The following is a 12,173-nucleotide window of genomic DNA, read 5'->3' as shown; positions in this document are numbered from 1 at the left end:
CGGCGGCGGTCAAAACAGGAGCAACTGGGCGAGCAGTATCCCGGTGAGAAAGAACGCGAGAACGGCCATACCGTACGTGAATAGCCCCCATTCTGCCGGATTCTGACGCTCCTCCTCCGGGTACCACAACCGGACGAGGCCAGCGGCCAGTATGGACAGTCCGACGCCGAGTTGGGCAAGCCCGCCAACGGTTAGCCGAAATCGATAGACGACCACGTACTGAGCCAGCAGCACCACCCCACTGTACAGAAAACAGAGGGTGACAAACCGGGCAGGACGCATGGTTCTAGCGTCCGTCATTCGAGTGCTTATCGCTATCGGTGCACTTGCGATTACGTCCACGCGGTTTACCGGGTTCCTGCATAACGAAACCCGACGTTCGGGTGTTAGACGAACAACCCGACGAGCAATAGCAAGAGGAGCACCAGCGCGACGGCAGCGCCCGCCGCGAGCTGTGGGTTCTCCAGCGGTTTGCGGTAGAAGGGCATGGCCTCGTACTCCTCGCGGAACGTCTCGCGGTTCGCCTCGTCGAAGAAGTACTTCGTGGCGAAGAAGAACTCCCCCGTGACCGCACAGCCGGTACAGACCGGGTCGCCGGTGAGGCGTTCTTCCTCGGTGTGGGTCTCACAGTTGATGCTACCGCAGTTCTCGCAGTAGGTGTAGGTGGCGGCCTCGGCGCCGGCGGTGTCACAGTGGACACAGCGGCGAACCCCGTCTTCGCGGGTCACATAGCGATTGCCGGCGGCGGCGTACGCGTAGCGGTGGGTGTACTCGCCTAACTCGACGCCGGCGTCGACCCGGGGGACGTAGAGCGGGTCGACCCGCCGGACGGACACGTCACTCGGGGAGGGACGGCAGTCCTTGTGGTAGGTGACGTTGTTGTCGCCGGTGTAGGTGACCGTCGTCTCCAGCAGGTCACAGAGCCGTTCGGTCGCCCACTCGCGGTACTCGGTTTCGGTTCGGGCGAAGCGTTTGGCCTCGCCGCCGTGGCGCTGTCGGGCGGTTTCGAGGGGCTCCGTTTCGACACCCGTGATGTCGACGAGGTCCGAGGCGAGTCGGGGGCCGCCGCGGTCGGCCGCCACGACGAGGTGGTCCCGACGGTCGATGCGGTGGATGACGCCGACGCTGGTCTCGAAGGTGGTGCGGGTGACCGCCTCGAAGTCGACAATCGGCCGATAGCGCACGTCGTAGTCAGGCGCCGGGAGGTCGCTTCGAGAGGGGGCGTTGTCGACGTCCTCGAAGACGTCGACCAGCACCGTCTCGGGGTCGCCGACGGGGAGGGTCTCCTCGCAGACGATTTCGATGCGACCGTTGTAGAGGTCCATCCCGACCGCCTCGCCGAGGTCGCGGAGGTCCTGCCCGTCGACGAGGTCGATGGGGTGTGGGTCCCCGCGGCGTTCGAGGCGCTCGGCGTACTCCTCGGCGGGGTCGGTAAAGCGGCCCGAGGTGACGACCATGCCGCGTTTCGGGCCGTCGTGGTCGAAGGTGGCGACGGCCGAATGGAGTTTCTGGACGACCGGCCGGGAGACGGCCCCGGTGTGCTTGCACTCGACGACGTAGGCGGTGTCGCCGTCGTACATCGTGATGTCGCGTCCCTCGTCGGCGACGCGAGTGGCGACCTGCACGTCATCGTAGCCGTGGGCGCGGAACAGCGAGGCGACCGCGTCCTCGAACTCGTAGCCCGAAAGCTCGTCCAGCAGCGTCACGACCGGCGTTCGAACGGCGGGGACCAAAAGACCGCCGGCCGACTCGCGGTTCGTTAGCCGCCAGTCGTCACGTCGACCCGGATAGTCTCGCCGTCTTCGGGTTCCCACGCCGTCGGGTCGACGAGCGCGTCGTCGACGGAGAAGGCGAAGTCGGTGCCAGCATCGCGCTGGTCGTAGGCGGTCCCGTCGATGGTGAGGGCGTGGAAGCCCTCCGCGCGGTCGTAGGCGAAATTCGGGAGCAGGTCGAGTCCCTCGCCGACGGTGACGCGGTCGTCGCCCTCCATGTACCACTTGCCGTCGCCCTCGTGGAGGTGGAAGGCGATGGCCTCGTCGGCGTGTTCCGACTGGAAGCGGTCCGCGGTGAGGTCGAATGGGTCGCCGTCGATGCGGATGCCAAGGTCGCCGGACGCCGAGAGTTGGTCGCCCTCGACGGCGGGCTGTTGGCTCCCGGTCGTCGTGATGGCGACGAGCAACGCGTCGCCGTCCTGCAGTCGGTAGGCGCTCGGGTCGACGACGCTGTCGTCGACGAAGGCGGCAAGTTCCGTGCCGGCCGACGACGCGTCGTAACTGGCGTCGTCGATGGCGAGGCGGCGATAGCCGCCCTCGCGGTCGTAGGCGAAATTCGGGAGCAGGTCGAGTCCCTCGCCGACGGTGACGCGGTCGTCGCCCTCCATGTACCAGTCGTCGTCGCCCTCGTGGAGGTGGAAGGCGATGGCCTCGTCGGCGTGTTCCGACTGGAAGCGGTCGGCCGTGAGGTCGAGGGGCTCCCCGTCGATGCGGACGGCGATGTCGCCGGACGCCGAGACCCGGTCGTCGCGTACCGACCGCATGCTGCAGCCGGCAACGGCGCCAGCGAGGCCGGCCGTTCCCGCGAGGAACGCACGGCGTTGCATATCCGGCCGCAGGAGCGACCGACGCAAAACGGTATCGCTCGTTGGTGGCGTGGGGCTACGTTCGCGAGGCGGTGTTCGTGAGAACCGTTTTGCCCGCCCACGCGTTAGCGACCGTATGGACCGGCGAACGTTCCTCCGAACCGGCCTCGCTGCCGGCGTGGCCGCGACCGCGGGGTGTTTCGGCGGCGAGTCCCCGGAAGCCGCCAACGAATACGGCTACGAGACGACGAGCACCGACGACGGCGTCGAGGTGCCGTTGGTACCCATCGACGACGCCATCGAGTGGTATCGCGCGGACGACGCGGTCTTCGCCGACGCCCGAAGCCCGACCGCCTACGAGCGGGCCCACATCGCCGAGGCCGTCCTCAGTCCCGCGCCGGACGGTCGAGAGGGCGAGGACCCGCTTGCGGACCGCTCGACCGACACCCGCATCGTCACCTACTGTGGCTGTCCGCACCACCTCTCGGCGATGCGCGGCGCCACGCTCATCGAGAACGGCTACGTCGATACCTACGCCATCGACGAGGGATTCGGCGCATGGGTCGACCGCGGCTATCCGCTGGCGGGACAGGCGGTCGAACAGCGACCCGACCGCTACGAGATTCGCGGCCGGACCGACCCCGCCCACGCCGGCGAGTACGCGTGGGCGCGCCACGACCCGACGGGCCAGCGGGAGGCGGTGCCTATCAACGAGGACGGAACCTTCGACCTCGAAATCAAGTTCTACGAGGTCGACCACGACTCCGACATCCGGCTGACGACGCCGGCCGCCGAGACGGTGCAACCGCTCGGACAACTACTCGGGAGCGTCGTTCGTTTATAAAGAGGACAGGTCGCGTGTGCGTCGGACCGCTTACAGGCCGACGTTGACCGCGTAGGGCCACGCGGCGTTCGCGACGGCGAGGAACGCCAGCGCGGCGCCGGCACCGTAGATGTTCTTGAGGAACGCGGTCATCTCGTTTTGGGCCTCCTCACCCTCCAGGTTCCAGAAGTCGTGCATCGTGACCGCGGAGACGACGAGGAACAGGGCGAGAGCGCCCGCGCCGATGGCCGGGAGGATACCGGTGATAAGCGAGAGGCCACCGAAGACCAGCAGTCCGCCGCTACCGAGAACCGAGGCCTTCGGCGCCGGCAGGCCCTTGAACTGGGCGTAGCCGGTCATGTCCTCGGCGTTCATGAAGTGGTTGAGCCCCATGAACGCGAGGACGCCGCCGAAGAGGACGCGCGCGATGAGGAACACGACGTCGGCACCCGCACTCTCGAACATCAGGCGACCACCCCGGGCAGCGTGGCGCGGTTGGCAGGCGATACAGCAGTCATTTCGATAGCTGGTTTCATTACGTTACTTGGTTGGAGATGGTACCTATATATTCGTTCGCCGACAATAGGGATACCAAGTAACACCGATGTCAGCGGGGCGAAACCCCGGGTTAAACCCCGAAAATCGCTACACGCGGTCGCCGAAGAGACCGCCTTCGAGTGTGAGTCCGCCGCCCTCGCCACCCTCACCGCCTTCCTCGTCGACTTCGTCGTATTCCCCGCGTCGCTCTCGAATCCGCCACTCAACAGCCCCAGCGCCAGCGAGAACAGCCGCCAGTAGGGGCAACACGACCACGAGCAGGGAGACCACGAGTTCGGACCCATCGGCGACCAACGGCTGGAGATACGCGAGGTCGACGAGCAGGTAGGCGGCGAGTCCGAAAAGCGGCGCGACGAGGCCGAACCGCCGATTCAGCGCGACGGGCACGCCGACGAGCACGAGCGCGATGCCGAGGACGTACCACAGGGTGAGCAGGATATCGACCGACTGCGGAAGCACCTGTGGGGCCCCGGTCTCGATGCGCCACAGCGGGAGGACCGCCCGAAGCGTGAACACGCCGAAGTAGACGACGGCCGCCATCACGCCGACCGAAAGCGCACGGAAAGCCGCCTCCGAGGGCGGATTCCACAGCCGGCCGACTCGGGCCCGGACGAGCAGTTCGGCGAGGCCGGCCACCACGACGAACGGGCCCATGACGAAGATTCCGACCAGCAGTTCGCCGCCGTGCCAGCCGAGCGCGCCGGGGAGGACGGCGAAGACCCCGACGAGCAACAGCGGTGCCGCGACGCCGTGGCGGGCGGCGAGATAGGCCGTCCCGACGCCGACGGCGAAGGGGACGACTGCGACCGCCGCAGCCACCAGTATCGACCCGTAGGCCACGCCGGGCGTCGGCGGAACACCGACGAGGTCGAGGACGAACGCGTACGCGAGCGCCAGCGCGGCGGCCAGAACGCCGACACCCCCGAGTAGAGCCCTATCGCGGTCCATGTCGGCGTTCCGACGGGCGAGCATATAAAAGTCGACGCAGGGCGGGCTATCTGGCAGGAGTGGTTGCACCACAGACCTGACAGACGCTGGCGGGACGACCATCGACCAGTTCCGCGCGCAGTTCGTCACCGCCGCAGTCGGAGCATTCGGGCGTCCGCTCGGCGTCGCAGTCCGGACAGACCAGTCGCTCCGCTCCAGCGGCGAATTCGAGTGCCATCGTCTCGGCCTCGCAGTCGTGACAGGCGACCGGAACACGGAGTTCGTCGGTTCCCGCAGGCGCGCCGACCGCGAGGACGACGAGTCGCTCATCGGCTTGGTTCGCGCAGGACTGGAACTCGCCGGGCGCGAATCGGACTACCGCTCCCTCACCGACCGTCCGTTTTCCGTCCAGCGTCTCGAAGGTCGCCTCACCCGACAACACGACGAACACCTCCTCTTGGTCGGCATGTGCGTGCAGGCCCGCGATGCGCTCGCCCGGTGCGACGACGTAGTGGTTGATGGCCACCGCGTCGGCCTCCAGCGCCTCGCCGAGGCACCATCGCTCGACACCCGCGTACGACGCCGCGTCACACGCGTCGAGGGAGGTACGATTCATGGCTGGCCTTTCCGTCGGCGATATTTAAAAGTCGGCGCCGTTCGCCATCGTGGTCCTCGCTTCAATCGCCTACAGCCCCGCGCTCACGGCTCGCTGTGCTCGCCGTTCGCGTAACGAGACACCTCCCTTCGGTCGGTGTCTCGCCCCTGCTCGCGGTTCGCTTCGCTCACCGCTCGCAATCGTGGTCCTCCCTGCGGTCAGACCACGTCCCCGACGCCCTTTTCATACCTCCCCATCTACCGTGAATCGATGAAGGCCCTCACGCTCGGTCCCGAAGGAACGTACTCCCATCGCGCGACGCAGGCGGTCGCCGACGAGATAGATTTCGTCGAGTCGGTGACCAGCATCGTCGAGGGCGTCGCCGGCGGCGAGTACGAACGCGGTGTCGTCCCCATCGAGAACAGCATCGAGGGGTCGGTCACCGAATCGCTGGACGCGCTGGCGGACCGCAACGTCGCCGTCGTCCGCGAAATCGTCACGCCGATCAAACACGCCTTACTCGCCCAGAACAGCGAGTTCGAGACCGTCGCCAGCCACCCCCAAGCGCTGGCGCAGTGTCGCGAGTATCTCGCCGAGGAGTATCCGAGCGCCAAGACCGAAGCCGTCGCCTCGACGGCCCGCGGCGTCGAGCGCGCACGCGAGGATTCCACGGTCGCCGCCATTGGCCACCCGGAGAACGCCGGCGACGACCTGCAGGTCCTCGCAGAGGACATACAGGACAGCACCTCCAACGCCACGCGCTTCGTCGTGCTGGCACCCGAGACCGAACGCTCCGATGCCGGCGGCAAGTCCACGGTCATCGTCTACCCGAACACCAACTACCCCGGCCTCCTGCTGGAGATGCTCGAACCGTTCGCCGACCGGGATATCAACCTCTCTCGCGTCGAATCCCGCCCCAGCGGCGAACGCCTCGGCGACTACATCTTCCATATCGACTTCGCGGCCGGCCTCTACGAGGAACGGACGCAGGAAGCCATCGAGGAGTTGCGCGGCCTCGCCGAAAACGGCTGGGTGCGCGTGCTGGGCTCGTACGACACCGAGCACGTCGTCTGAGCCGCTCGACGGCTATTGTAGTTCGTCAGCCAGTTCTGAGGCCCAGTAGAACTCGCCCTCGAACTCGACGGGCACGTCCTGGAGTTCGAGAAATTCGCGGAGTTCCTGCCGAGAGAGGTCGTAGGGACCAATCAAAGTACCAGCGAGGTATCGCGTCCCTTCGGATTCGATATGCGGAGTCGCTACCGAACCGAGTCCGTATTGGTTCGTGTAAGGTATCCAATACAAACTATACCCAGAGACCCTCTCGTCAATGATACACCGGTTCGGGAAGGGGGATTCTGGCTGTGTAACCGTGGCACTGTCGTCGCCGACTGTCAGATACTGTCCGCCAGTAAAAGAACGCTCTCTCGCAATGAAGAGCGCATCGCGGAGCGAAAAGCCTTGGTTTAGCAGACGGGCAGTCGTCCGACCGACAGTCATCGCTGGTTCGTTGATGACATCGCTAAGCGTAGCGATACCGCCAATTGCTCCGGATTCGACGAAGGCAGCGGCCTGTTGATAGGACTGGCAGGCGTTGAGGAAGAAGGCATCCGCACCGACCGATGGGAGCGTTTCGATATCGAGAAAGCCATCAGTACATTTCAATCCTCGTGATTCTGCGTGGCCGATATAATGGAAGAAATCGGTCTCCCGCCGGAGGACGTCCGCCAGTTCCTCACGACCCAACCGCTCGTGAGTCCGGATCTCGAAGGGTAACTCTTCGCGGGCACCGTAGAGTTCTTCGACAGCGGCCGCCTCACCGTCCATCCACGACTCGTTGCAGACGATGGTTACCGTGATGGTCGTCGTTTCGAGCGGTTCACGCTGATGGCGGTTCCGGTAGCCCTCTGCGAGGAACTTGTTCGCCCGAAGCGGGATGTCGTCGCCGACCCAGATGTCGGACCGCGTCCGGGAGTCGGTCGAAAGGTCGACAAACGATGCCTCCTCGTCGAAGACGTCCGTCGTCGCTCTGGTTGGGTGATCGCCATCGACAAAGGCCTTAAGGCTGGCTTTACGGGCTTCGTCACCGGACACCCGCGGATACGTCACACAGTCGACGAACGCGAGTTGGGCCGCGAGATACGGCATCGCCGTGACGTGCTCGATAGCCGGCTCAACGTGGGCGGTGACCGACCACTGCGGGAGATGCGGTTCTAACGTCTCGAACGGTACCTCCAAATACGCCCGAAGTTGCTCGGCCGTCGACCGGTCGTAGTAGTCCGCAGGATCGAACGGCAGATCATCGGCGACGTGTTCGTGGGCACCGATATCGAACGGATAAAACCCCGCCTGACGGGCGAGACAGTCGAGCATGAAGACGTGCGGCAGGAGGTCCTTGACCGCCGATGAGAGTTCCTCAACGGTGGTCTCATAGACAGTCTCGCCGTCGGCGACAAGTCGTGGGTTTTCGCCCGTTTCGATGGCCGCATCGAGGTAGTAGACCAGCGGGACAGCGGGATACAAGGCATCGACCCGTGGTGGGAGTTCGAACACGATGTCGGAATCGTGTGGATCGATGCTGTCAGGGACATCGAGTTCCGAGCCGATAGCTATCTCCGGAGGGTGGCCTCGGATAGTCGGGTACGACCGGTCTGGTGAATCCGCCAAGATTCCCTCGCCCAGACACGATAGCGCAGTCATCAGGTCCTCTGGATCCTCGGTCGTCGTGACGGTCTCCGGGGGCCGATTACGGGGAGACCGGGATCCGAAGGTCACGCGCGTCGGACCGTCGAAGGAGACCTGCAACCGCTCGGAGTCGGCCTTGATGGAGATACTGCTGGATGTCTCGACGTACAGCTTCATAGCGGTAGTGAGTTCGAGATAGTAGTCGTCGGCCGGCAGCGATTGTTCGCATTCGTGGTCAGTGCTGAAAAGCATCCGACCAGAGGAATCTCGAACGAACGAATGTATTCGTCCCCGAATCTCGAACCCTGAGAGCGTTGCCTCGACAGCATCGGTGACACGGAATGGGAATGACGCCGACGTAGGTGTCAGTTCAGATGGTTCATCGATATAAATATAGGTCTGCTCGTGGCCGACGGCGTCCGCGATACGAATCCGCGGTGGCGACGAAAGCGATTCGAAGACGACACCAGTCATCGGTTCAGCCTATCCCAGTTCCGCATATAAGTCTGCCCGTCGAATCACTGGGCAATACTTCGAAGCGACCGGCTAGGGTTCGGCCGCGTATCCGAGAGCATTATAATTCAAGCACGAGCTTTTTGCCGAAGATTTAACTCAGGTATCGACGTGTCTAGAGGTATGTCCTTACGGAACATCGATAGTGAACGCGTCTCGGCCTATGCGGAGGGTTTCGCGGCCGATTCGGACGTGTTCGTTACGTCTTCGCGGGTCTCGGATTTCACCGATATTCTGTATGCGCTGGAGGAGCACGGGTCCGAGGGCGAGATTCGGATTCTGACCGACGCCGAAACCGCGAAAGCGGTTCGCCGCCGGTTTCTGGTCGCCTCGTATCTCGTCGACCACATCGAACGGGGCACCGTCAGCGTACGACAGCGGGAGGGTCACCTTCCCTCCTTCATCGTCGCCGACGACGACGTCACGGCGATTACCGGCGTCGACGAATCGAACCTGACCGTCCTGACGACCGACGACGAGGCGTTCGTCACCGGCACCGGCGAATCCCTCGAACAGCAGTACGCCGATGCCGCCGAGGTGTCCTTCCGCACGCCCGCCTACTCCGGAATGCTCGACCAACTCGGCGACGACCTCGGGTCGGAGATGCGAGCCGACGTCGAGACCGCCCTCGGTCAGGCCGCCGCCACACGCAGCGACGAGACGTCGGTCGACCCCGTCCGTCTCAGCATCCTGATGGGTGCGAAAAACGAGGTGCAGTTCTACGAACTCGGCAACTGGGGCGAATCCACCGGCGTCGGCAGCAAGGCCAAGTTCTCCCGCGAGAAGCGGCAACTCGAAGACGTCGGCCTCATCGACACCGAGAAGATTCCGAAAGACATCGGCCGTCCCCGCCAGCGACTCGTCCTCGGCAAAGACGTCGACGACGTCGACGCCACCGAACTGTTGAGCCTCGCCGAGAGCGTTTCCGCCGCCTGATTCTCCGGACGTTTATATACGAAGCCGCGGCCAGCGCCCCCGTGTCGATTCGCACCATCACCGGCGACTGCATCGTCCACGCTACCGGCCGTCGCGACCGCACCCAGCGCGGCTGGGTTCACGTACTCATCAAGCCCGACGATACCGTCCTCGTCCACGACGCCGACGGCTACCAGCCCGTCGCGTGGCTCACCCGTCCCGCCGACCTCTCGGTGACGGCCGACCCGCTGTGGGTCGTCGCGACCGACGGCGACGAGACCCTGCAGATCGAGCCCGCCGAGGACGGCGAGGTGACCCTCCGCGAACACGACATCAGCCGTGCCGGCATCCCCGTCGGCGACTGTCGCTGCGGCGGCCGACTCGTCCGAACCGCAGGCGAGGTGGCCTGTCTCGACTGCGAGGCCGCCTTCGGACTGCCGAACGGCGCCAGCGTCACCGACGCGACCTGCGAGTGCGGCCTGCCGACGTTCAGCGCCGACCGCGGCGAGACCTTCGAGTTGTGTCTGGACTACGACTGTGGCTCCCTCAGGGAGGCGGTCGCCGACCGCTTCGACCGCGAGTGGAACTGCCCGGAATGTGGCGGCGCCCTCGAGGTCCTCCGGCGGGGCGGCCTCATCGCCGGGTGTGAGGCGTATCCGGACTGCGAGACGGGGTTTGCGATTCCCGACGGCCGCATCGTCGACGACTGCGAGTGTGGCCTGCCCGTCTTCGAGACCGCCAACGGCCGGCGGTGTCTCGACGCCACCTGCGAGGTGTAGGCGGTAGACGCCACTCGCGCTTTCGGCCGACCGTAGCGGCTATACGACCGGGGCCGTGAGGACTGCCCATGCAGGGCCACCTCACCGACGGCACCGTCGAGGTCGGCGCCAATGCCCGCGAGCGCTACTACGATTCGCGAGGCTACGGCCGACCGCGGGGCGACGGCGTCGTCCTCTCGCGGGTCGAAGCCGCCCACCTCCTCTACCGGGGCGACCTCGATGCGGTCGACGGACAGGACTTCGCCGCGTTCCTCGCCGCCAACGAGGAGGTCGTCGTCGACTTCCTCGTCTACCGGGATTTGCGGGACCGCGGGTTCTACCTCTCGCCGGCCCGCGAAGGCTGGGTCGACGAGCCCTCGGACATCGATTTCGTCGTCCATCCCCGCGGGGACGGCCCCTGGGACGACACCATCGAGCACCGCGTCAGCGTCGTCGGCGAGCGCGCGTCGATTCCCCTCCGTTCGCTCGGCGACGTCGTCCTCGCCGTCGTCGACGAGGAAAGCGAGATCACGTATCTCGACACCGGCGACGAACCCGTCTCCGGAAGCAGTAGCATGGCCTTCGACGGCGCCACACAGGGCCACCTGCTGGAGGACCGCGTGCTCTGCTGGGACCCGCCGAGCGACCTCTACGAGCAGGGGTTCTACGGCCAGCGGATGGACCGGGACGACGATACCCTCCAGTTGTCGCTGCTGGAGGCCGCCTACCTCGCAGAGACGGGCTACCTGCACGTCGAGGGCGGCGCCGAGGCGCTCGTCGACCGCGGCCGGACCGTCGAGGGCGAGCGGTTCGACCGCCGACTCACCGTCTATCGCGAACTCCGCGAGCGAGGGCTGGTCCCCAAGACCGGCTTCAAATTCGGCGCCGACTTCCGAACCTACGCCGACGTCGAGAGCGTCGAGGAACTGGGCCACTCAGAGTTGCTGATTCGGGTGTTGCCGGCCGATGAAGTGCTCTCGCCGCGGGACCTCGCGCTGGACGTCCGACTCGCCCACGGCGTCCGAAAGGAGATGGTCTACGCGCTGGTCGACGGCGAGGGCGTGCAGTGGGTGTCGGTCTCGCGACTGACACCATAAAAAGGGGCCGCCGAGTCAGGCGAATTCGATGTCCTCGCGGGCGTGGACCTCGCCGAACAGCCAGTCGGCGTGCTCCAGCGCGTACTCGCGGTGCTCGGCCTCGATACTGCCGACGGCATCCTCCAGCAGGATGGGGCGGTAATCCCGGAGGCCAGCCGACCCGGCGGTATGGAGGACACAGACGTTCGCCAGCGTCCCGCAGATGACGAGGTCCTCGATGTTGTGGCTCTCCAGCCACCCCTCCAGTTCCGTCTGATAGAACGCATCGTAGGTGTGTTTCACGACGACGAGGTCGTCGTCCTCGGGATCGAGTTCCGCGACGAGTTCGGCCTCCCACGACCCCTCGACGACGTGTTCGCCCCAGCGGTCGAACTCGTCGTAGTAGTGGTTGCCCTCGAACTGTTCGGGCGGGTGGACGTCCCGGGTGAAGACGACCGACGCGCCGGCCTCGCGGGCCGCCTCGACGGTCTCGGCGCACGGCTCGATGGCGTCCTCGCTGTTGGGCGCATACAGCGAGCCGTCGGGGTGGCAGAAGCCGTTCTGCATGTCCACGACGACGACGGCGGTGCTGTCGGGGTCGAGTTGCATATCGGGGACTTCGGACAGAAGGCGCAAAACCGTTACCCCGGGCGCGGTTGCCGCACGCGGACTCCCGTCGAAAGCGAAGTTCCGGCAGTCCCGGACGGCGGCCGTGGCTTTTTGTCCGCGTCGTCCGTCCGTTCGGGCG

General features: G+C 65.6%; 13 protein-coding genes. 5 read left to right on the top strand and 8 right to left on the bottom strand.

Going from position 1 to position 12,173, the window contains the following annotated elements:
- Positions 1 to 9 precede the first annotated feature (9 nt).
- The 3 genes from U5914_RS04015 to U5914_RS04005 all read right to left on the bottom strand — a co-directional run bounded on the left by U5914_RS04015 (position 10) and on the right by U5914_RS04005 (position 2,599).
- Positions 10 to 300 carry a hypothetical protein gene (locus U5914_RS04015; RefSeq protein WP_336134345.1) on the bottom strand — a complete coding sequence of 97 codons (291 nt, stop codon included), beginning with the start codon at positions 298 to 300 and terminating at the stop codon, positions 10 to 12.
- An 86-nt stretch (positions 301 to 386) separates the two neighbouring features.
- Positions 387 to 1,706, bottom strand: coding sequence for a restriction endonuclease (locus tag U5914_RS04010; protein WP_336134344.1), 1,320 nt, complete (start codon positions 1,704 to 1,706; stop codon positions 387 to 389).
- A gap of 53 nt (positions 1,707 to 1,759) precedes the next feature.
- Complete coding sequence (locus tag U5914_RS04005; RefSeq protein WP_336134342.1) at positions 1,760 to 2,599, bottom strand: hypothetical protein; 840 nt, start codon at positions 2,597 to 2,599, stop codon at positions 1,760 to 1,762.
- Between the two features lie 115 nt (positions 2,600 to 2,714).
- Here U5914_RS04005 and U5914_RS04000 point away from each other — a divergent pair, with 115 nt between their 5' ends.
- Positions 2,715 to 3,422, top strand: coding sequence for a rhodanese-like domain-containing protein (locus tag U5914_RS04000; protein WP_336134340.1), 708 nt, complete (start codon positions 2,715 to 2,717; stop codon positions 3,420 to 3,422).
- Between the two features lie 30 nt (positions 3,423 to 3,452).
- On the opposite strand, the gene U5914_RS03995 is transcribed toward U5914_RS04000, so the two are convergent.
- The 3 genes from U5914_RS03995 to U5914_RS03985 all read right to left on the bottom strand — a co-directional run bounded on the left by U5914_RS03995 (position 3,453) and on the right by U5914_RS03985 (position 5,502).
- On the bottom strand, positions 3,453 to 3,866 hold the full coding sequence (locus tag U5914_RS03995; RefSeq protein ID WP_418766739.1) for a DoxX family protein: 414 nt from the start codon (positions 3,864 to 3,866) through the stop codon (positions 3,453 to 3,455).
- Positions 3,867 to 4,046: 180 nt separating this feature from the next.
- Positions 4,047 to 4,907: a hypothetical protein gene (locus U5914_RS03990; protein WP_336134339.1), complete on the bottom strand. Its 861-nt coding sequence runs from the start codon at positions 4,905 to 4,907 to the stop codon at positions 4,047 to 4,049.
- Between the two features lie 46 nt (positions 4,908 to 4,953).
- Positions 4,954 to 5,502 (bottom strand): cupin domain-containing protein, encoded by a 549-nt coding sequence (locus tag U5914_RS03985; RefSeq protein WP_336134338.1) that lies wholly within the window; start codon positions 5,500 to 5,502, stop codon positions 4,954 to 4,956.
- A 249-nt stretch (positions 5,503 to 5,751) separates the two neighbouring features.
- Here U5914_RS03985 and pheA point away from each other — a divergent pair, with 249 nt between their 5' ends.
- The gene (gene pheA / locus U5914_RS03980; protein ID WP_336134336.1) at positions 5,752 to 6,555 is read left to right on the top strand and encodes a prephenate dehydratase; all 804 of its coding nucleotides are present in this window, start codon (positions 5,752 to 5,754) and stop codon (positions 6,553 to 6,555) included.
- 12 nt (positions 6,556 to 6,567) lie between these two features.
- Here the strand turns inward: pheA and U5914_RS03975 are convergent, their stop codons facing one another.
- Positions 6,568 to 8,637 (bottom strand): hypothetical protein, encoded by a 2,070-nt coding sequence (locus U5914_RS03975; protein WP_336134334.1) that lies wholly within the window; start codon positions 8,635 to 8,637, stop codon positions 6,568 to 6,570.
- A 162-nt stretch (positions 8,638 to 8,799) separates the two neighbouring features.
- Here U5914_RS03975 and U5914_RS03970 point away from each other — a divergent pair, with 162 nt between their 5' ends.
- From U5914_RS03970 to endA, 3 genes are all read left to right on the top strand, one after another.
- Positions 8,800 to 9,612, top strand: a complete 813-nt coding sequence (locus U5914_RS03970) for a transcriptional regulator TbsP domain-containing protein (protein ID WP_336134333.1) — start codon at positions 8,800 to 8,802, stop codon at positions 9,610 to 9,612.
- Between the two features lie 41 nt (positions 9,613 to 9,653).
- The gene (locus tag U5914_RS03965; protein ID WP_336134332.1) at positions 9,654 to 10,370 is read left to right on the top strand and encodes a DUF91 domain-containing protein; all 717 of its coding nucleotides are present in this window, start codon (positions 9,654 to 9,656) and stop codon (positions 10,368 to 10,370) included.
- 68 nt (positions 10,371 to 10,438) lie between these two features.
- Positions 10,439 to 11,446 (top strand): tRNA-intron lyase, encoded by a 1,008-nt coding sequence (endA, locus tag U5914_RS03960; RefSeq protein ID WP_336134330.1) that lies wholly within the window; start codon positions 10,439 to 10,441, stop codon positions 11,444 to 11,446.
- A 15-nt stretch (positions 11,447 to 11,461) separates the two neighbouring features.
- On the opposite strand, the gene U5914_RS03955 is transcribed toward endA, so the two are convergent.
- Positions 11,462 to 12,034 (bottom strand): cysteine hydrolase family protein, encoded by a 573-nt coding sequence (locus U5914_RS03955; RefSeq protein ID WP_336134328.1) that lies wholly within the window; start codon positions 12,032 to 12,034, stop codon positions 11,462 to 11,464.
- Between the last annotated feature and the right edge of the window lie 139 nt (positions 12,035 to 12,173).

The sequence above is a fragment of the Natronomonas amylolytica genome, from assembly GCF_037031205.1.
In the GTDB taxonomy this organism is placed as follows: Archaea; Halobacteriota; Halobacteria; order Halobacteriales; family Haloarculaceae; genus Natronomonas; species Natronomonas amylolytica.
The sequence above is the reverse complement of the archived record's forward strand: the minus strand, read 5'-3'. Positions and strand labels throughout refer to the sequence as shown.

Excerpts from the sequence above, each read along its gene's own strand:
- U5914_RS04015 (WP_336134345.1), bottom strand. The coding sequence starts at position 300 with ATGACGGACGCTAGAACCATGCGTCCTGCCCGGTTTGTCACCCTCTGT.
- U5914_RS04005 (WP_336134342.1), bottom strand. The coding sequence starts at position 2,599 with ATGCAACGCCGTGCGTTCCTCGCGGGAACGGCCGGCCTCGCTGGCGCC.
- U5914_RS04000 (WP_336134340.1), top strand. The coding sequence starts at position 2,715 with ATGGACCGGCGAACGTTCCTCCGAACCGGCCTCGCTGCCGGCGTGGCC.
- U5914_RS03995 (WP_418766739.1), bottom strand. The coding sequence starts at position 3,866 with ATGTTCGAGAGTGCGGGTGCCGACGTCGTGTTCCTCATCGCGCGCGTC.
- U5914_RS03990 (WP_336134339.1), bottom strand. The coding sequence starts at position 4,907 with ATGGACCGCGATAGGGCTCTACTCGGGGGTGTCGGCGTTCTGGCCGCC.
- U5914_RS03985 (WP_336134338.1), bottom strand. The coding sequence starts at position 5,502 with ATGAATCGTACCTCCCTCGACGCGTGTGACGCGGCGTCGTACGCGGGT.
- pheA (WP_336134336.1), top strand. The coding sequence starts at position 5,752 with ATGAAGGCCCTCACGCTCGGTCCCGAAGGAACGTACTCCCATCGCGCG.
- U5914_RS03975 (WP_336134334.1), bottom strand. The coding sequence starts at position 8,637 with ATGACTGGTGTCGTCTTCGAATCGCTTTCGTCGCCACCGCGGATTCGT.
- U5914_RS03970 (WP_336134333.1), top strand. The coding sequence starts at position 8,800 with ATGTCCTTACGGAACATCGATAGTGAACGCGTCTCGGCCTATGCGGAG.
- endA (WP_336134330.1), top strand. The coding sequence starts at position 10,439 with ATGCAGGGCCACCTCACCGACGGCACCGTCGAGGTCGGCGCCAATGCC.
- U5914_RS03955 (WP_336134328.1), bottom strand. The coding sequence starts at position 12,034 with ATGCAACTCGACCCCGACAGCACCGCCGTCGTCGTCGTGGACATGCAG.